This window comes from Bradyrhizobium acaciae (genome assembly GCF_020889785.1).
Classification (GTDB): Bacteria; Pseudomonadota; Alphaproteobacteria; order Rhizobiales; family Xanthobacteraceae; genus Bradyrhizobium; species Bradyrhizobium acaciae.
Map to the genome: position 1 here is coordinate 1 of NZ_JACMYK010000131.1, position 19,934 is coordinate 19,934.

Sequence of the window (19,934 nt, forward strand, 5' to 3'; positions counted from 1 at the left end):
AGCTGCCGATCCTGAACGCGCAGCTCGGCCTGCTCGTCGTCAGCCTCGTCAATGCGGTGGTGGCCGTGGCCTGCGGCGCCCTCTCCGACCGGATCGGCCGCCGCGCAGTCCTGGTTCCGGCGCTGTTCATCTACAGCTTGCTGTTCTATGTGATCCTGCAGCGTCTCGTCGCCGCGCCGACCACGGCGAACCTCTGGCAATTGCAGATCGTCGCAGTCCTGCTCGGAGCCCTGGCCGGGCCGATGCCGGCCTTCATGACCGAGATATTCCCCGTCGGCGTGCGCTCCACCGGAGCATCGCTGATGTACAATCTCGCCGTGATGCTATTCGGCGGGCTGGCGCCGTTCATCAACACCTGGCTGGTGCAGATGACCGGCGACAAGGCTGCTCCGGTCTACTACATCCTGTTCGCCGCGGCCGTCGGTCTCATCGGTCTTTCGGTCTATCGCGGGCGCCGGCCGTGCCGGCAGTCGCAACTCAACCGGCGCAATAAGCTCCGTCGGCAAACAGCATGGCGGCCATACGGTCGTCGCGACGACCGTACATGCGGCGCTGCATTTGACAAATCCGCGCGCGGCCTGTTCAACGGCGGCAAGAATAACGCTGAAGAACAGGGAGCGAGGACATGAAGCTTTACGACTCGATCGGACCCAATCCGCGCATCGTGCGCATGTTCATGGCCGAGAAGGGCATCGAGATCCCGAAGGAGACCGTCGACCTGCGCAAGGGCGAGAACCGCGAGGACGCGCATCTGAAGCGGAACCCGCACGGCCAGATGCCGGCGCTAGAGCTCGACTGCGGTAACTACCTCTCCGAAATCACGGCGATCTGCGAGTATCTCGAGGAGAAGCACCCCTCGCCCGCGATGATCGGCGGTACGCCGGAAGAGCGCGCGGAATGCCGAATGTGGACGCGCCGCGTCGATCTCAACATCGCCGAGCCGCTCGCCAACGGCTACCGCTTCGGCGAGGCGCTGAAATTCTTCGAGAAGCGGATTCCCGTGGCGCCCGAAGCCTCGCCGGGGCTGAAGATGATCGCCGCCAACCGCATCAAATGGCTCAACGACCAGATGGCCGACGGCCGCGACTACATCTGCGGCCAGCGCTTCACCCTCGCCGACATGCTGCTGTATTGCTGGATTGATTTCGGCAACCAGGTCGGCCAGCCGCTGGACCAGTCGAACGCCAACATCGTTGCCTGGTTCAACCGCGTCGCTGCGCGGCCATCGGTGAAGGCGTAAGGCTCAAGCCTCACCGTCCCCTGAGAGGCAGGGCTATCGCATATAGCCTGCCTCCGCAGGGGCGCACTGCCAAAATATCGAAAACAACCCCATGCAAAGTAGCCGGCGGCGTGGCGACATTCGACAGGGGCTGCTTGACATGTCGGGCAAATCAGTGGCATTATTCTATTATTCCGAAATCGCTGGCGCTGTCGACAGCTCCCTCAGATCACCACCGGCTTGTCCGGCAGCTCGTTCGGGCCGTCCTCCGCATGCGGAAAATACTTCGCCAGCTCCCGCGACACCGCGGCGATGCCCTTGATCACGCCCTGCTCGAACCGGCCGGCCCGGAAATCCGTTTCCATCGCGTGGCAAATCGTTTCCCAGCCGGCGCGACCGACCTTGGCATCGATGCCGCGGTCGGCGACGATCTCGACGTCGCGGTCGGCGAGCAGCAGATAGATCAGAACACCGTTGTTGTGATGGGTGTCCCAGATCCGCAAATGCGAGAACACGTCGAGCGCGCGTTCCCGCGCCGGCTGGTTGCGGAACAGCGGCGCGCCATCGAGCGCGCCCTCGACGACGAAACGGATCTGGCCGGAATGCGTGGCCTCGCCGGCCTTGATCGCCTGTTCGATGGCGTCGAGCACGCGCGGCGGAAACGCACGCCGCACGCGCCAGCGATGTTCGAGCAGATGCTTGCCGATGCGCTTGATGCTCATGTGCCTACCAGCTCCCCGAGGCGCCGCCGCCGCCGAAGCTGCCGCCTCCGCCACTGAAGCCGCCGCTGTCGCTCGAGCTCGAACCACTGCTCCACCCCCCGCCGCCCCCGGAATAGCCGCCGCCGCGTCGGTACGGCCCCGAGCCGGCCGCCGGACCGCCGAAATTCAAGCCGCCGAAGATCAGTGCCGCAACACCAGCGAACAGCCCGACCACCAGCGCGGTGGCGAGCGAACCGGCCAGCATCCAGGTGAAGACGCCGACGATGCCGCCGGTCGCGGCCGAGCCCAGCAGCCGCCCCAGCAGGCCGCGCAGGAATCCTGCCACGATGATGACGCCGAAGATCACGACCGGATTGGCAAAGTCGACGAGATTGGGCGCCTGCCAATGCTCAGGCTCCGGCGCCGGCAATTGCTCGCCATCGACCAGGCGGATCATCCGGTCGACGCCCGCCGAAATCCCGCCTGCGAAATCGCCGGCCTTGAACTTCGGTGTGATGTCCTCGTCGATGATGCGATGGGTGACGACGTCGCTCAGCACGCCTTCGAGGCCGTAGCCGACCTCGATGCGCAAATGCCGGTCGTTCTTGGCGACGACGAGCAGCGCACCATCGTCGACTTTTTTGCGCCCGATCTTCCAGGCCTCGGCGACGCGGATCGAGAACTGCTCGATGGTCTCCTCAGCCGTAGTCGGTACGATCAGGACCGCGATCTGGCTGCCCTTGCGGGTCTGCAGATCCTTCAGCCTGTCATTCAGCGCCGCGACGTCGCTCGTCGAGAGCGTCCCGGTCTGGTCGACGACGCGGCCGGTGAGCTGTGGCACCGCGACCTCGGCCCACGCCGGGGCGAGGAAGCCCAGCAGGAAGACGAGCAGGATGACGCGTGCGGTTGTCATCACGATCGGCGCGCGCCGGCGCTATTTAGACGGCGCGGGGGATGGCGACGGCGCCGGATTGAAATCAACCTTCGGCGCGGTCGAAATCTCCTTCTCGTTGTCGACCGTGAAGTTGGGCTTCTCCTTGTAGCCGAACACCATCGCGGTCAGATTGTTCGGGAAGGTGCGGATGCCGACGTTATAGTCCTGCACCGACTTGATGTAACGGTTGCGCGCCACCGTGATGCGGTTCTCGGTGCCTTCGAGCTGCGCCATCAGGTCTCGGAACAGCGCGTCCGATTTCAGCTGCGGGTAATTCTCGGTGACGACCAGGAGCCGCGACAGCGCGCTGGTCAGTTCACCCTGCGCCTGCGTGAACTTCTGGAATGCCGCCGGATCGTTGAGCACCTCGGGCGTCGCCTGGATGCTGCCGACCTTGGCGCGCGCGTTGGTGACACCGAGCAGCACGTCCTTCTCCTGCTGCGCAAAACCCTTCACCGAGTTGACGAGGTTCGGCACGAGATCGGCGCGCCGCTGGTACTGATTCACCACCTCCGACCAGCTCGACTTGACCTGCTCGTCATTGGTCTGGATCGCGTTGTAGCCGCAGTTGGTCAGGCTCAAGGTCGCCAGCGCTGCCAGCACGGTCCAAAGCTTGCGCATGAAGATGGTCCTCCCGGTGGATTCTCGATCAGAGTAACAGATTTTCGCGTGACAATCCCGCGTGGCGGGATTCGCGGCGGATTTTGCCGATGATGGCCCTTGCCTATCCCTCCCTGCGCCGTTCATCATGGCGAAAAAATCGATCCCGGGAGGATCCATTGGCGTCTGAACAATTCGAGACGATCGTCGTCGAGCGGCCCGAGCCCGCAATCGCGCGGATCGTGATGAACCGGCCCGAGGCCCGCAACGCCCAGAACCTGCAGATGACCTACGACCTCAACACCGCCTTCGACCAGGCGGTGCAGGACGACACGGTCAAGGTCATCATCCTCGCCGGCAACGGACCGCATTTTTCGGCCGGTCACGATCTCAGGCCAGGCGCCAAGAACCAGGCCGGCGTCGGTTTCCCGCCCGTCGGAAATTGGGGCGGCTTCGCCGAGCCCAACGCCCACGGCCGCTTCGCGCGCGAGCAGGAGATCTACCTGCAGATCACACGGCGCTGGCGCAATCTGGCAAAGCCCACCATCGCGGAGGTGCACGGCAAGTGCATCGCCGGCGGGCTGATGCTGGCCTGGGCCTGCGACCTGATCGTTGCGAGCAGTGACGCCGAGTTCTGTGATCCCGTGGTGACGATGGGCGTCTGCGGCGTCGAGTGGTTCGTGCATCCCTGGGAGCTCGGCGCGCGCAAGGCCAAGGAGATGCTGTTCACCGCCGACGTGTGGAGCGCCGACGAGGCGCATCGCTTCGGCATGGTCAATCACGTGGTGCCGCGCGGTGATCTGTCGCCCTTCACGCTGGCGCTGGCACGGCGGATCGCGGCCAAGCCTGCCTTTGCGCTGAAGCTATCCAAGGAGGCGGTGAACCGCTCGATCGACATCATGGGGCAACCGGCCGCGATCGATCAGGCCTTCGCGCTGCATCAGCTCTGCCACGCCCACAACCTTCAGGAATTCGGAATGGTGGTGGATCCCGCGGGTCTGCATCCCTCCGTGAAGAAAACCGCCAACGTGTAGAAAGCCAGATGGACCTCACCCTCAGCGACGAGCAGCGCCTGCTGCGCGAAAGTGCCGACCGCTTCGTGGCGGAAACCTTCACGTCAGAGTATCGCAAGAAGGCGGCGAACGATCCGCTCGGCTATTCGCCTGACATCTGGAAACAATTCGCCGAGCTCGGCTGGCTGGCGCTGCCGATCAGCGAAGCCCATGGCGGGCTCGGCGGCGGCGCGATCGAGATCGGACTGTTGATGGAAGCATTCGGCCGTGGCCTCGTATCGGAGCCGTTCTTCTCGACGGTCGTGATCGGCGCCGCGCTGGTTGCCGAATGCGGCACCGAGGCGCAGCAGCAGGCAATCCTCCCCAAGGTCGCCGAGGGCGCGCTCACGCTCGCCTTCGCGCATTCGGAGCGCGCGGCGCGCTTCGACCTCGCTCACGTCGACACCACCGCAACCAAGACCGCCGACGGCTGGCGGCTGAACGGCAGCAAGATCACCGTGCTCGACGGCGCTGCCGCCGGCCAGATCATCGTCTCCGCCCGCGTTGCCAATGCCAACGGCGGATCCGGCAAGCTTGCCCTGTTCCTGGTGCCGGCCGGAACGGCGGGTCTCACTCTGCGCGACTACGCGCGGCTCGGTGGCGGGCGCGGCTGCAATCTCGACCTGAAGGATGTGCAATTGCCCGCCGACGCGCTGCTCGGCGACGGACAGGATGCGCTGCCCGCGATCGAAACCGTGGTCGACCGCGCGATGGCCGCGCTCGGCGCCGAAGCGGTCGGCATCATGCAGACGCTGCTCGACACCACGCTCGAATACACCAAAATCCGAAAGCAGTTCGGCCGACCGCTGTCGGCCAACCAGGTGATCCGTCATCGCCTTGCCGATGTCGCGATGCAGGTCGACGAGGCGCGCTCGTTAGCCCTGCGGGCCGCGTTGATGGCCAACGCCGAGCCGGTGGTGCGCAGCCGTGCGGCGTCCGGCGCCAAGGCGAAGATCGGCAGATGTGCGCGCTTCGTCGCCGAGCAGGCGGTGCAGCTGCACGGCGCCATGGGCGTCACCGAAGAGCTCGACATCGGCGCCTATTTCAAGCGGCTGCTCGCCTTCGACACGCTGTTCGGCGGCAGCGCCCATCATTATCGCCGCCACGCCGCGCTGAGCGGCCGCGTCCACGCCTAACGGAGAGCGCAGATGGATCTCACCTTCAGTGCCGAGGAGCGCGCCTTCGAGCAGGAAGTCCGCGACTACATCGCCGAGAGCCTGACGCCGGAAATGAAGCGCGCCACCGCGCTGACGCCCTCGGTGTTCTCAGATCCCGATATCGGCATGGCCTGGCAGCGCGCACTGCACAGGAAGGGCTGGGGCGCACCGGGCTGGCCGGTGGACCATGGCGGGCCGGACTGGACGCCGGCGCAGCGCTGGATCTTCGAGGCCGAATGCGCCCGCGCCGGCGTGCCCAATGTCAACGTCATGGGCGTGAAGATGGTCGGCCCCGTCATCATCGGCTTCGGCTCACCCGAGCAGAAGAATTTCTATCTGCCGCGGATTCTCTCCGGCGAAGACTATTGGTGCCAGGGCTATTCCGAGCCGGGCTCGGGCTCCGATCTTTCCTCGCTGAAGACCCGCGCGGTGCGCGACGGCGACGACTACGTCATCAACGGCACCAAGATCTGGACCACGCATGCGCATCACGCCAACCGCATGTTCGCGCTGGTGCGCACCAGCGACGGCGAGCGGCAGCAGGACGGCATCAGTTTCATTCTCATCGACATGAAGACATCAGGCATCACGACGAGGCCGATTCTGACGATCGGCGGCGACCACGAGGTCAACCAGGTGTTCTTCGACGACGTTCGCGTCCCCGTGGCCAACCGCGTCGGCGAGGAAGGCAAGGGCTGGACCTACGGCAAATACCTGCTGGAATTCGAGCGCGGCTCCGGCATCGCATCGGCCAAGCTGCGCGAGGCGCTGAAGACGATCTCCGATCTCGCAGGCTCCGAGATCACCGGCCGCGCCATCGAGGACCCCGACATCGCGATACGGATGTCGGAGCTTGAGGTCGACATCGACGCACTCGAGATGACCGAACTGCGGGTGCTGTCGGCGCTGCAGACCGGACAGAATCCCGGCGCGGTGTCGTCGCTGATCAAGCTCCGCGTCAGCGAGATCCGGCAGGCGGTGACGCGGCTCGGCGTCGACGTCGTCGGCCAGGACGGGCTTGCCGTCGAGCCGGCGCGACCGCTCTACCGGCTCAACCATGAGCCGGTCATCCCGGAGGATTTGCTGCCGGTGGTGCCGGAATATCTCAACAGTCGCGCGTACACGATCTTCGGCGGCTCGTCGGAGATCCAGCGCGATATCATCGCGAAGATGGTGTTGGGGTTGTAGCCCTCTCTCGCCGTCATTCCCCGATGCGCAATTGCGCATCGGGGAATGACGCGGTGAGAGAATGCGCGCGACCTACGCCGCGCCCGCTTTCGCGTCCCGGATCGCCTGCCAGATCTTGACCGGCGTCAGCGGCGTGTTGAGCTGGGTGATCCCGACCTCGCTCAGCGCATCCATCACGCCGTTGGTGACGCAGGGCGGCCCGCCGATCGCACCGGACTCGCCGCAGCCCTTGGCGCCGAGCGGATTGGTCTTGCAGGGCGCAGATGGATCCAGCGTCACCGACATCGGCGGAACGTCCGAGGCGCGCGGGATGCAATAGTCCTGATAGCTCGCGGTCAGAAGCTGACCTTCCTCGCTGTAGGCCACGCCCTCATAAAGCGCCTGGCCGATGCCCTGGACAACGCCGCCATGCACCTGCCCGGTGACCAGCATCGGATTGACCGCGACGCCGACGTCGTCGACCGTGGTGTAGCGCACCACCCGCGTGACGCCGGTCTCGGGATCGATCTCGACCTCGCAGATATGGGTACCGTTCGGCCAGCTCGGCCCGTCGACATTGCCCTCGCTCTCGACCGAAAGCTTGGCGCCTTTTTCCTTGGCCGCGATCTCGAACAGGCTGATGCGCTTGTCGGTGCCGACCACGGTGAGGAAGCCGTCGCGATACTCGATATCCTCGATGGACGCTTCCAGCAGGTTGGAGGCCTTGTCGCGCGCCTTGTTGATCATGTCGTTGGCGGAGACCGCAACAGCGGTGCCGCCGACGAACAACGAGCGCGAGCCGACGCTGCCGAAGCCGGTGGCCAGGTCGGTGTCGCCCTGGATGACATCGATCTTGTCCATGGGAATGCCGAGCGACTCGGAGACCATCTGCGTGTAGGTGGTGGCGAGGCCCTGCCCCATCGCCATCGTACCCGACCACAGGACCAGGCGGCCCTCGGCGGTCGCATGCAGCGAGACGTTCTCGGTGTGGGCGCGGCCGCCGGTCCATTCGATATAGCTGGTCAGGCCGCGGCCGTAGAGCAATCCCTTTTTCTTCGCCGCCTTCTTGCGCGCGGCAAAGCCGTTCCAGTCGGCCAGATCGGACGCGCGTTCCAGCATGTGCGCGAAGGCACCGGAGTCATACACCTGCCCGACCGCGTTGGTGTAGGGCAGCTGCGCCGGCTTGATGTAGTTGACTTTGCGGATGGTGCGCGGGTCCATGCCGATCTGGCGCGCGGCGGCGTCGAACAGCCGCTCGACGATGAACACCGCCTCGGGCCTGCCGGCGCCGCGATAGGCGCCGACCGGCGCGGTGTGGGTCATCACCGACTTCACCTCGAAATGCACCAGCGGCAGATCATAGACGCCGGTCTGTACGAACGGGCCGAGCACCAGCGGGATGATGTTCGCGGTGCCCGACGAGTAGGCGCCGGTGCCGCCGATCGAACGCACGCGATAGGCCAGCACGCGGCCCTTGGCGTCGAGCGCGAACTCGCCGGTCGAGGTGAGGTCGCGGCCATGGGTGCCGCCGACGAACTCGTCGGTGCGGTCGCCGCGCCAACGGATCTTCTCATTCAGCTTGGTTGCGGCATAGGCGACGATGCCGTCTTCCGGATAGAGGCTGGTCTTCTGGCCGAAGCCGCCGCCGATATCGCCGACCAGCACGCGCACGCTGTCCTTCGGCCGCTTCAGGATCGATTCCGCCAGCAGGTCGCGGGTCGAGCCCGGGGTCTGCGACTGCACGTGGAGGATGAGCCGGCCGGTCTTCTTCTCGATCTCGGCAATGGTCGAGCGCGGCTCCATCGCCGACGGCACCAGGCGCTGGCTGACCAGGTCGAGCGACACCTTGTGCGCGGCATTGGCAAAGGCTTCCTCGACCTTGGCGGCGTCGCCATAGCTCATCGCAGCCACGATATTGTCCGGCGCCTCCGGCCAGACCGCGGGCGCACCCGGCTTGATCGCCTCGACCGGATCGACCACCGAGGGCAGCACCTCGTAATCGATCTCGATCGCCTCGGCCGCCGTCTGCGCCAGCACGCGCGAGGTCGCGACCACAGCCGCGACACCCTCACCCGCGTAGCGCACCACCTCATGCGCCAGCAGGCGCCGCGGCGGCACCGTCATCGGCGAGCCGTCGGGCCGCTTGAAGATCGCGAGCGTCGGCAGCGTGCCGATATCGTCCTTGACGAGGTCGGCACCGGCATAGACCGCCTTGACGCCGGGCATCTCAAGCGCGGCCTTGGCATCGATCGACTTGATGTTGGCGTGGGCATGCGGCGAGCGCAGCACGTGCAGCCAGAGCGCCCCATCCTGCGGCTTGTCGTCGATGAAATGCCCCTTCCCGGTGACCAGCCGCTGGTCTTCCAGACGCTTGACCGGCTGGCCCGCACCAAAACGCATATTGCCGGGAAGAATGTTCATCAGGAGATCCTTGGGTTTAGAAATTTCGGCGGGTTTTAACGGATGGATGGCGTTGACGCCAACCCGAGTTTCGGACGCGCCTGCCTGCGAAATCGTCATGGCCGGGCTTGTCCCGGCCATCCACGTCTTGGGCGACAATGTAAGGAAGTCGTGGATGCCCGGGACAAGCCCGGGCGACGGAAAGTTTTCACGCGAGATCGCGCAACGCGGCCTCGACCGCCTTGCGCTGCTCGGCGGTCAGCGGCGCCTGCGGCGGCACGGGGTCGCCGACATCGTAGCCCTGGCTCGCGAGCCCGGCTTTGATGCAGGCCGCGAGGTTGAAGCGGGCAAACGCCTCGTTGATGCGCCAGAGCTTGCGCTGCAGGACCATCGCCTCGTCCCAGCGGGCGCGGCGGCAGAGATTGTAGAGTTCGACGCTCTGGCGCGGGATGATGCAGGCCGGGCCCGCCATCCAGCCGTGGCCGCCGATCAGCATCACAGCGGCCGGGATGTGGGCGGAGGCCGAGAACACCTTCAGGCTGTCGCCGCAGCGGTTCATGATCGACAGCAGCCGGCCGGTGTTGGTCGAGGCGTCCTTGATGTAGCCGATGCGCGGATGCTCGGCGAGCCGTGCGATGACGTCGAGCGTCAGGTCGGAGCGCTGGAAATTCGGATTGGTGTAGATCACGACCGGAATGTCGACGGCGTCGGCGATGGCACGGAAATAGGATTCCACCTGGGCATCACTGAGCGGGAAATACGCCTCCAGGATCGCGAGAATACCGGCAGCACCCCGCTTCTGATAGGCCTTGGCCTGAGCCACCGCATCCGCCGTCGAGGTCGAGGCGACGCCGGCCACGACAGGCACGCGCCCCGCTGCCGCCTCGATCATGGTCGCCACCACCTGCATGCGCTGGGCATTGTTGAGATAGGCGAATTCGCCGGTCGAGCCGAGCGGCGTCAGGCCATGGACGCCGGCCTTGATCAAATCATCGCAGAGCCTGCCCAGCACCTCGGTGCGGATATGGCCGGCGGGATCGACCGGAGACACCAGATACGGGAAGACGCCGTGGAAATCAGCCATTTGCGAGCCTCGTTGACGGCGAGACATAATCGGGATCGTGCGCAAAGGGAAGCGGTTCGCCGCTGCGCAGCGCGCCGAGCACCGCGGCAAAGTCGGTTACCGCGCGGAAACCGAGCAGCCGTTCGGCCTTGCCGGCATCGTAGATCCGGCCGATCGATGTCGGCAGCTGCCAACTGCGCCGCGCGAACAGCGCCGGAGCATCGGGGAAATGACGCGCGATCACGCCGGCCGCATCCGTCTTCAGGTCCGCGACGTCGCTGCGCGTAAACGGCGTCGGTGCGCTGATCACGAAGATCTCGAAGCCACGGATCTTCTCCAGCGCCAGGATGTGCGCATCGGCGGCGTCCTCCACCGTGAGCCTGCGATACAGCAGTTCGGTGGCCTTCAGGTTCTCGCCGTGGATGTCGCGGATGGTGTCGTCGTCCTCGGGGAAGAAGCGGCTGGTGCGCAGCACTGCGCAATTCAGGCCATGCTCGCGGCTGTACAGCCGGCACAGCCCTTCGGCAGCGAGCTTCGTCACGCCGTAGATATTGCGCGGCTCCAGCGGCCCCGTCGTCTCGTCGAGCCACACCGCCGCATGGCCCTCCTCGTCGCGGATCGCCTGCGAGACCATCAGCGAGGTGGTCGAGGTGAAGACGAAACGATCATGCCCGGCGGCCACGGCGGCCTGTAGCAGATTGAGCGTGCCTGACACGTTGACGTCGACAAAGGCCTGCGGCGCGAAGCGTGCGATATCGGGCTTGTGCAGCGCGCCGCCATGGATCACGGCCTCGATGCCGTGATCGGCGAAAACACGATCCACCAGCGATCGGTCAGCCACCGAGCCGACCACATCGGTCGCCTCGCCCGGGACGACGTCGAGGCCGACCACGTCATGGCCTGCCTGTCGCAGCCGCGGCGCAAGGAAACGGCCGAGCCAGCCGGAGGAGCCGGTCAACAATACGCGCATGACTTCCGCCCGGCCCCTCGCCTTCAGAACACCTTGGCGATCGCGGCCTGCGCGTCGCCCTGGATCTGCTTCAGATGATCCGGTCCGCGGAAGCTTTCGGCGTAGATCTTGTAGACATCCTCGGTGCCGGAGGGACGCGCGGCAAACCAGCCCGCCTCGCTCTCGACCTTGATGCCGCCGAACGGCTGATCGTTGCCCGGCGCCGTGGTCCGGACCGCGCGCACGGGATCGCCGGCGAGCTCGGTCATGTTGAGCTGCTCGGCCCGAGCGCCTTCAGCGCGTTCTTCTGCTTGGGCGTCGCCGCGACGTCGATGCGCTCATAATAGGGAACGCCGAGCTCGGCGGTCAGCTCGTTGAACAATTCGCTGGGATCGCGGCCGGTCCTGGCGATGATCTCCGCCGCGAGCAGGCCGAGGATGATGCCGTCCTTGTCCGTGGTCCAGGCCGAGCCGTCGCGCTTGAGGAACGACGCACCGGCGCTTTCCTCGCCGGCAAAACCGAAGCCGCCGCTGCCGAGCCCGTCGACGAACCATTTGAAGCCGACCGGCGTCTCGACCAGTCTGCGGTTAAGCTTCTTCGCCACGCGATCGATGATCGAGCTCGACACGATGGTCTTGCCGATCGCCGCGTCCTTGCTCCATTGCGGCCGGTGCGCGAACAGATAGGCGATCGCGGTGGCGAGGAAGTGGTTCGGGTTCATCAGCCCGTTCGAGCGGGTGACGATGCCATGGCGATCGGCATCGGTGTCGTTGGCGAAGGCGACATCGAAGCGATCGCGCATCCCGATCAGGCTCGCCATCGCATAGGGCGACGAGCAGTCCATCCGGATCTTGCCGTCCCAATCCGCGGTCATGAAGCGGAAGGTCGGATCGACGGCATTGTTGACGACGGACGCGTTGATGCCGTAGCGCGCGATGATCGGCTGCCAGTAATGCACCGCCGCGCCGCCGAGCGGATCGATGCCGATCCTGACGCCGGCGGATTTGATCAGCGCAAGATCGACCGTGTTGCCGAGATCGGCAACGTAGGGCGTGATGTAGTCATGCAGATGCGTGGTCGCGGCCTTGCGCGCGCGATCGTACGGCATCCGCGCCACGCCCTTGAGGCCGGCCTCGATATAGCGGTTGGCGTTCTTCTCGACCACCGCGGTGACGTCGGTGTCGGCCGGGCCGCCATGCGGCGGATTGTATTTGTAGCCGCCGTCCTCCGGCGGATTGTGTGACGGTGTGATGACGACGCCGTCGGCAAGGCCGGTGCTGCGGCCCTTGTTGTAGCTCAGGATCGCATGCGAGATGACAGGCGTCGGAGTGTAGCCGCCCTGCGCGTCGATCATGATCTCGACGCCGTTGGCCGCGAACACCTCGACCGCGCTGGCCAGCGCCGGCTCCGCCAGCGCATGGGTATCGATGCCGATGAACAGCGGCCCGGTGAGGCCCTTCTCACGCCGGTAATCGCAGATCGCCTGCGTGGTGGCGAGGATATGGTCCTCGTTGAACGAATTCTTCAGCGACGAACCGCGATGGCCCGAGGTGCCGAAGGCAACCCGCTGGGTCGGATCGCTGGGGTCGGGCTTGCCGGCGAAATAGGCCGTGACCAGCCGCGGCACATTGGCGAGCGCTGAGGGATCGATGGGTTTGCCGGCGGCAGGATTTGGTGCAGTCACGTGACCTCTCAGATCTGGTATCGCCGACCATCAGCACAACGGGTGATGTTGTGGCGTGCTACCATGGTGGCTTACGTTCAATCAAGCCGAGGGCATTTCGTTCCGTGCCGTCAGCGGCAATCCGCTATTCGACGTCGATCTGCTGCACCTTCTCGCGCAGCTCGTCGACCAGCACCCGCTTGTTCTCGGTATAGTCGATCGGCACCACGACGAGGTGCACGCCACCGCCGGAGAACGCCCGCTCCAGAGTCGGAACGATCGCCTCCGTGCTCTCGATCCGCGACCCCTTGGCGCCATAGCTTTCGGCGTATTTGACGAAATCCGGATTGCCGAAGGTCAGGCCGAAATCCGGAAAATTATCGACCGCCTGCTTCCAGCGGATCATGCCGTACGCGGAATCTTCCAGGATCAGGATCACCAGATTGAGCTTGAGGCGAACCGCAGTCTCGAGCTCCTGCGAGTTCATCATGAAGCCGCCGTCGCCGCAGACCGCGAGCACGCGGGTCTTCGGATAGAGCATCGCCGCCATCATCGCCGACGGCAGGCCGGCGCCCATGGTGGCGAGCGCGTTGTCGAGCAGCAGCGAGTTCGCCAGCAGCGTGCGGTAGTTGCGCGCGAACCAGATCTTGTACATGCCGTTGTCGAGCGCGACGATGCCGTCCTCGGGAATGACCTGCCGCACATCGTGCACGATGCGTTGCGGCGTCGGTGGCCAGCGGCCTTCGGTGGCGCGATCGGTAATCTTCGCCAAAATGCTCTCGCGCAGGCTGAGCAGTGCGCTGGCATGCGGCAGCTTGCCCTCGACCCGATCGGCCAGCAGTTCGAGGCTCGGCCCGACATCGCCGATCACCTCAACTTGCGGGAAATAGACCTGCTCGACATTGGCCGGCATGTAGCTGACGTGGATCACGTGCGGCCCCTTCGGGCCCATGATGAAGGGCGGCTTCTCGATCGTGTCGTGGCCGATCGCGATGATCAGGTCAGCGCGGTCGATCGCCTCGTGCACATAGTCGCGCTCGCTCAGCGCGGCGGTCCCCATATACTGATTGGTGCCGCCGGATACCGTGCCCTTGCCCATCTGGGTGGTGAAGAACGGAATTTTCGTGCGCCGCACGAAGTCGCCGATCCCGGCGGTCGAGCGCGGGCGCGATGCCGCGGCGCCCAGCATGATCAGCGGACGCTGCGCCTTCAGGATCATCTCGGCGGCGCGGTCGAGCGCGGCGGCATGCGCGATCGGAATTTCGATCGGATGCGGCGGTATCATTTCGACCGGAGCGGTCTCGTCGCCTGCGATGTCCTCCGGCAATTCGAGCAGCACCGGCCCCGGCCGCTCCTGGGTCGCGATCCGGAAGGCATCGCGGACCAAGGTCGGAATGGTGGCGCCGCTGACGATCTGCAACGACAGCTTTGTCAGCGGGCGGAAGGTGTTGACGATGTCGACGATCTGGAACTTGGCCTGCCGGCTGCTGAGGATGCCCTTCTGGCCCGTGAGCATCACCATCGGCATCGCGCCGAGCAGCGCATAGGCCGCGCCGGTCGTCAGATTGAGCGCCCCCGGACCGAGCGTCGTGATGCAGACGCCGGGCTTTCCGGTCAGCCGGCCATAGGTCGCCGCCATGAAGGCCGCGGCCTGCTCGTGGCGCGTCACGATCAGCTTGATCGAGGATTTGCGCAGGCTCTCGACGACGTCGAGATTCTCCTCACCGGGGACACCGAACACCCGCTCCACGCCCTCATTCTCGAGGGCAGCGACCAGCAAATCGGAACCTTTGACCATATCAGCCTCGCATCGTTGATTGCATGCCGCGCACGGAGCATAGCCGCATCGCGTGCCGCCGGAAACTCCCTCGCGATCTCACGGTTTGTGTGCCCTGATCCAGGCGTCCGCCGCGGGGAGCACGCGCGCCGTGAGATCGGCCGAGATTGCGATCGCTTGCAAGGCTCGCGCCACCATCACCCGTCCCCCGCTGGTCGATTGCGACGGGGCAAATGCAGCCAGCTCTGCCGCATGGGCCTGATCGGTAAAATGGGTCATGAAGTTCGGAACGAACTGGTCGCGGAAGTTCGGCCCCTGCTTCACCAGCAGCGTGTCGAAATTGGCCTGGACGAAGTCCCAGGCAAGCTGCGGCTGCTCGCCGGCGCCTGCAACCGCGTTGATCATCCCGGTCAGGATCGTGTCGGGCAATTCGCTGGTCAGCGTCAGCGCCAGCGTCGCGCGCGCCAGTTCGGCATCGCGGGCGCTGGCCGCGGCGAGATAATAGCGCAGCCGCTCGTTGGTGGCCGTGCGCCTGCGTGCGAGCCCCAGCAGCTGGTCATAGGTTTTTCGATCGGCCGTGATGCCGACGACATGGGTGACCGCATCGCGCAGCGCGGTTGGAAGCGAGCCGGGATCGTCGAGGAATGCCGCAAAGCGCCGCTTCGCCTCGGCCACGACGGCCGCGTCACCGAGGTCGCCCAGCGCCGAGATCAGGCTTGCACGCAGCAGCGCGGTGTCATCGTCACCCGAGCCCCCGCCATCCCATCCCATCCGATCGAACACTGGACGCAGCTTGGCCCGGGCATAGGCCTGGATCGCCGGCCGCTCGGCGCGGTCGCGCGACAGACGATTCAAAGCGCCAAATGTCGAGACCACCTGGTCCCACACCGCGCGATGGTCGCCGGCATCGAGCGCGTCGAGCAGCGCGAGATAGGATGGCGGCTCGGCGCGGCCGGCCTGCACCAGCGCCCAGCTGTCGGTCACGACGTTGAGCCGGTCAGCGACCTGCATTTGCGGAAATGCGTTCAGCAGTGCCGCGCGGTTCTTCGGGCCGTATTCGACCCTGAAATAGCCGACGTCGCCGAGATTGACCTTGATGGCATCGCCGCAGGTGCCGGCCGCGATATCGGCACTGCCTTTCAGCAGTATCTCGTCGAACGGCTTGCCGTGCGCCGGTCCCACGGCAACCGGGATCTGCCAATCGTGGGCCGGCAGCGGCGGATCGTTGGCCGGCGCGATCACGAAGCGGTCCTGCCGCAACGTCAGGTGCTGCGCGGTGCCATCGCAGGCCGTCTCAGCCACGACCAGCGGCACGCCATCCTGCTCGGTGAAGGAGGCGGCGATACCGGTGATCGTCTTGCCGCCGGAGATCTCGAGCGCCCGCCAGAGATCGGCCGTAGTGGAATTGCTGTAGGCATGCGCGGCCATGTATTTACGGATGCCGTCGCGGAACGGCTGCTCGCCGAGATAAGTCTCGAGCATCCGGATCAGCGCCTGGCCCTTGCTGTAGGTGATGGCATCGAACGCCGTCACCGCCTCGCTGTGATCGGCGATCGGCTGCTGCACCGGATGCGAGGTGCGGCGCGCATCGAGCGCCATGGCGAACTGCTTGGCGCCATAGCCGTTCAGCCAGCTCTGCCATTGCGGATAGAACTGCTCGGAGGCCTTGGTCGCCATCCAGCTGGCAAAGCCCTCGTTGAGCCAGAGATTGTCCCACCACGCCATGGTGACGAGATCGCCGAACCACATATGCGCCATCTCGTGCGCGATGATGCCGAAGATGCCCCGCCGCGCGGTCTCCGCATTGGACGCTGGGTCGAACAGCAGCCGGCTCTCGAAGAAGGTGATGCCGCCCCAATTCTCCATCGCGCCGCCGAAGCCGCCGGGAACCGCGATCAGGTCGAGCTTCGGCAGCGGGTATGTCACACCGAAATAATCGTTGTAATAGGCAAGCAGCTTCACCGCGCTGTCGAGCGCAAAGCGGCCCTGCCCGCTCTTGCCTTCCGTGGTCACCACGCCGATGGTGACGCCGCCGGCATCCGCCGTGATCCGTTCGAGCTCGCCGACGGTGAGCACGAACAGATAGCTCGACATCTTCGGCGTCGGCGCGAATGCAACCTTCTTGAGGTCGCCGGCGACCGGCTGCTCGCTGGTCACAGGCATGTTGCCGACCGCGAGCAGATTGCGCGGGATCACCACCGTCAGCGCAAAGCTCGCCTTGAACGACGGCTCGTCCCAGCAGGGAAAGATCCGCCTGGCATCGGCCGGCTCCAGCTTGCTGGAGATCAGCCGTTTGATTCCGGTCGGGGTCGGATAATCGACCGCGAACAGGCCGGTGCCGAATTTGTTGATCTGAGCCGTGAAGGCGATGCGCAGTCTGTGCCGGCCTGCCGCAAGCGGCTTGGCGAAGGTCAACGCCGCAGTCTGCGCGGCGGCGTCGGTCACGACCTCCGCGCGCTGCGCACCGTCATCGATCGTGGCTTCGGTGAAGGTCGTATTGATCGCGTTCAGCGTGAGTTGCGCGGTGGCCTCACGCACCTCGATATCGACGGTCTCGACGCCAGGCAGGGCAAGGCTCGCGAAATCCGGCGTCAGTTCGATGGCGTAGCTCAGCGGGATAACCGTCTTTGGTAGCTTCCCCGGCGTGCCGTCGAACGAATATGTCTGCTCGGCCTGCACGCCTGCGCTCATCACCAGCAGCAATCCGATCGCCGTGGCAAGACGACGCAGTGGCGCGGTTCGGACACGGATTGCAGGCTTGTTCATCGCGCGCAGCTCACAAGGATTTTGGGATGTCATTCCGGAAGCACCTAGCAGACAATCTAGTAAAGAAAATGTCGCCACAAAACTGACAACTCCGCGACGTTGACATCGCAACGGTTCGCATCAATTGCGCGCACCGCCGCTTCGTTCAGCGGGCCGTTGTTGCTCAACGGCCGGATCGAAGGTTAACCTCCAGCCGGCATTCCAGCCGCAACGTTCGGCGACGGGAGACAACAATGTTCGGAAAGTTCTCGCGCCGGCAGTTTGCGGGCCTTGCAGGCCTCTCGGCGCTCGGCCTGTCGGCCCCTGCCAAGGCAGCGAACCGCGCCCCACGGCCTGACGGCGCGAACTTTCCGGCGGGTTTCGTCTGGGGCACCGCGACCTCATCCTACCAAGTCGAGGGCGCGGTCAATGAGGACGGCCGCGGCCCGTCGATCTGGGACACATTCACCCATACATCGGGCAAGATCGAGGACGGCTCGACCGGCGATCGCGCCAACGAGCACTATCACCGCTACAAGGAGGATGTCCGCCTCATCAGGGATCTCGGCGCCAAGGCGTATCGGTTTTCGATCGCCTGGCCGCGGGTGTTTCCGGATGGCACCGGCGCGCCGAATCCGAAGGGCCTCGACTTCTACAACCGCCTGGTCGACGAGCTGCTGGCGAACGGCATCGAGCCCTACGCCACACTCTACCACTGGGACCTGCCGCAAGCGCTGCAGGACCGCGTCGGCGGCTGGCGCTCGCGCGATACGTCGAAGGCGTTCGGCGACTACGCCGGCTATGTGGCGCAGCGTCTGACCGACCGCGTGAAGAACATCTTCACCCTCAACGAAGTCGGCCGTTTCCTCCCGTTCGGCTATGCGCTCGGCGTCGATGCACCCGGACTGAAACTGCCGCCGGCTGAGGTGAACCAGGCGCGCCACCACGTCGCGCTGGCGCATGGCCTTGCGGTGCAGGCGATCCGCGCCAGGGGCCGCGCCGGCACGCGGGTCGCCCGGCCGAGAACATCACCGCCTGCGTGCCCGCGATCAACACGCCGGAGCACATCCGCGCCACCGAGATCGCGACGCGCGAGCTCAATGCCGGCTTCCTCGGCGTTCTCCTCGAAGGCAAGTACACCGAGGGCTTCCTGCAATATGCCGGCGCCGATGCGCCCAAGTTCACCGCGGAAGAGCTGAAGATCATCTCGCAGCCCAACGATTTCGTCGGGCTCAACATCTACGCGCCGCATTGCTATGTCCTCGCCACCGACAACGCGCCCGGGTGGAAGCCGCTGCCGATGCCGGCCTCGTTCCCGCACATGAACTCGGATTGGCTGCGGATCGCGCCGGAGACGATCTACTGGGCGCCGCGGATTGCCGCCAAGCTCTGGAACATCAAGAGCATCTACATCAGCGAGAACGGAACGTCCGGCGAGGACAAGGTGCATCCGGACGGCCAGATCTACGACCTCGACCGCATCATGTTCCTGCGCAACTACCTCGCGCAGTTGCAGCGCGCGACCGCCGACGGCGTCCCGGTCCACGGCTATTTCCTGTGGAGCCTGATGGACAATTTCGAATGGATCTTCGGCTACGCGAAGCGCTTCGGTCTGTACCGGGTGAATTTCGAGACCCAGGCGCGTGTGCCGAAGCTGAGCGCGGCGTTCTATCGCGACGTGATTGCACGTAACGCCATCGGCGTGTGATCTATCCGGCCTGCGGCCGTGCGCCCGACCACGCCCGCCGCAGGAGATCGCTGATCCCGCGCTCCTCGATCGGCCGCGGATTCCAGTAAGGATTCCTGGTGGCGAGCGCGGCCGCCTTTGCGATGCCGTCCTCGGGCATGCCGATCTCGGCGAGCGAGCGCGGCGCGCCGAGTTTTGCCGACAGATCGGACAGGCAATCGGCCGCGTCAGTGCCGCCAAGCGCCCGCGCGGCGCGGCCGATCGCCTCGCGCGCGGCCGGCGTATTGTAGGCGATGGTGTGCGGCAGCAGCACCGCATGGGTTTCGGCATGCGGCAGGTCGAACAGCGCGCCGACGGTGTGGCAGAGCTTGTGATGCAGCGCCATGCCGACGGTGCCGAGGCAGACCGCGCACAGCCAGGCACCATAGAGCGCATCGGAACGCGCTTCGAGATCATGCGGCCGTGCGATCACATCCGGCAGCGACGATGCAAGTTTTGCGATCGCCTCTTCCGCCATCAGCGAGGTGATCGGATTGCCGTCGCGCGCATACAGCGCCTCGGCCGCATGCGCGATCGCGTTGAGGCCGGAGATCGCCGAGAATTTGGCCGGCATCGAGAGCGTCAGATTGACGTCGTAGATCACGGCCTTGGGCAGGATCTTGGGCGATGATTGCGTGGTCTTGACGCCGTCGACGGTCTCGCCGAGCACCGGCGTCATCTCGGAGCCGGCATAGCTGGTCGGCACGATCAGCTGCGGCAGGTCGGTGCGCAGCGCGATCGCCTTGCTCAAGCCGGTCGCGGCGCCGGCGCCGATCGCGAC

Annotated in this window: 14 protein-coding genes and 2 pseudogenes; 6 read left to right on the top strand and 10 right to left on the bottom strand. The window is 65.5% G+C overall.

Going from position 1 to position 19,934, the window contains the following annotated elements; genetic code table 11:
* Both H8A92_RS32340 and H8A92_RS32345 read left to right on the top strand, forming a co-directional pair.
* Positions 1–629 (top strand): MFS transporter (locus H8A92_RS32340; protein ID WP_229199462.1); only part of this gene is annotated, 629 nt, incomplete at its 5' end.
* A complete protein-coding gene (locus H8A92_RS32345) occupies positions 626–1,240 on the top strand; it encodes a glutathione S-transferase family protein (protein ID WP_229199463.1) in 615 nt (204 codons plus the stop codon). The genes H8A92_RS32340 and H8A92_RS32345, both read left to right, overlap by 4 nt.
* Positions 1,241–1,443: 203 nt before the next feature.
* Here the strand turns inward: H8A92_RS32345 and H8A92_RS32350 are convergent, their stop codons facing one another.
* The 3 genes from H8A92_RS32350 to H8A92_RS32360 are packed head-to-tail and all read right to left on the bottom strand — an operon-like array spanning position 1,444 to position 3,475.
* Positions 1,444–1,941 (bottom strand): TPM domain-containing protein, encoded by a 498-nt coding sequence (locus H8A92_RS32350; protein WP_229199464.1) that lies wholly within the window; start codon positions 1,939–1,941, stop codon positions 1,444–1,446.
* Positions 1,942–1,945: 4 nt separating this feature from the next.
* Entirely contained in the window at positions 1,946–2,833 is an 888-nt protein-coding gene (locus H8A92_RS32355) for a TPM domain-containing protein (protein ID WP_229199465.1), read from the bottom strand.
* Between the two features lie 21 nt (positions 2,834–2,854).
* Positions 2,855–3,475 (bottom strand): LemA family protein, encoded by a 621-nt coding sequence (locus tag H8A92_RS32360; RefSeq protein ID WP_229199466.1) that lies wholly within the window; start codon positions 3,473–3,475, stop codon positions 2,855–2,857.
* 158 nt (positions 3,476–3,633) lie between these two features.
* Here H8A92_RS32360 and H8A92_RS32365 point away from each other — a divergent pair, with 158 nt between their 5' ends.
* The 3 genes from H8A92_RS32365 to H8A92_RS32375 are packed head-to-tail and all read left to right on the top strand — an operon-like array spanning position 3,634 to position 6,851.
* The gene (locus H8A92_RS32365; protein WP_274613525.1) at positions 3,634–4,488 is read left to right on the top strand and encodes an enoyl-CoA hydratase; all 855 of its coding nucleotides are present in this window, start codon (positions 3,634–3,636) and stop codon (positions 4,486–4,488) included.
* Positions 4,489–4,496: 8 nt separating this feature from the next.
* Entirely contained in the window at positions 4,497–5,642 is a 1,146-nt protein-coding gene (locus H8A92_RS32370) for an acyl-CoA dehydrogenase family protein (RefSeq protein WP_229199467.1), read from the top strand.
* 12 nt (positions 5,643–5,654) lie between these two features.
* Positions 5,655–6,851, top strand: a complete 1,197-nt coding sequence (locus H8A92_RS32375; protein WP_229199468.1) for an acyl-CoA dehydrogenase family protein — start codon at positions 5,655–5,657, stop codon at positions 6,849–6,851.
* A 72-nt stretch (positions 6,852–6,923) separates the two neighbouring features.
* Here H8A92_RS32375 and H8A92_RS32380 read toward each other — a convergent pair whose 3' ends face one another.
* The 6 genes and pseudogenes from H8A92_RS32380 to H8A92_RS32405 form a co-directional block, all read right to left on the bottom strand.
* Positions 6,924–9,251: a xanthine dehydrogenase family protein molybdopterin-binding subunit gene (locus H8A92_RS32380; protein ID WP_229199469.1), complete on the bottom strand. Its 2,328-nt coding sequence runs from the start codon at positions 9,249–9,251 to the stop codon at positions 6,924–6,926.
* A gap of 187 nt (positions 9,252–9,438) precedes the next feature.
* Positions 9,439–10,314, bottom strand: a complete 876-nt coding sequence (locus tag H8A92_RS32385; RefSeq protein WP_229199470.1) for a dihydrodipicolinate synthase family protein — start codon at positions 10,312–10,314, stop codon at positions 9,439–9,441.
* Positions 10,307–11,263 (bottom strand): NAD-dependent epimerase/dehydratase family protein, encoded by a 957-nt coding sequence (locus tag H8A92_RS32390; protein ID WP_229199471.1) that lies wholly within the window; start codon positions 11,261–11,263, stop codon positions 10,307–10,309. The genes H8A92_RS32385 and H8A92_RS32390 overlap by 8 nt, the downstream gene beginning before the upstream one ends.
* A gap of 23 nt (positions 11,264–11,286) precedes the next feature.
* Positions 11,287–12,926, bottom strand: a pseudogene (gene pgm / locus H8A92_RS32395) (phosphoglucomutase (alpha-D-glucose-1,6-bisphosphate-dependent)).
* Between the two features lie 124 nt (positions 12,927–13,050).
* Entirely contained in the window at positions 13,051–14,703 is a 1,653-nt protein-coding gene (locus tag H8A92_RS32400; protein ID WP_229199472.1) for an acetolactate synthase large subunit, read from the bottom strand.
* 78 nt (positions 14,704–14,781) lie between these two features.
* Entirely contained in the window at positions 14,782–17,448 is a 2,667-nt protein-coding gene (locus tag H8A92_RS32405; RefSeq protein ID WP_229199473.1) for a M1 family metallopeptidase, read from the bottom strand.
* Positions 17,449–17,681: 233 nt separating this feature from the next.
* On the opposite strand from H8A92_RS32405, the pseudogene H8A92_RS32410 reads away from it, so the two are divergent.
* Positions 17,682–19,135, top strand: a pseudogene (locus tag H8A92_RS32410) (GH1 family beta-glucosidase).
* A 1-nt stretch (position 19,136) separates the two neighbouring features.
* Here H8A92_RS32410 and H8A92_RS32415 read toward each other — a convergent pair.
* On the bottom strand, positions 19,137–19,934 hold a 798-nt coding region (locus H8A92_RS32415), incomplete at its 5' end, for a maleylacetate reductase (RefSeq protein WP_229199474.1).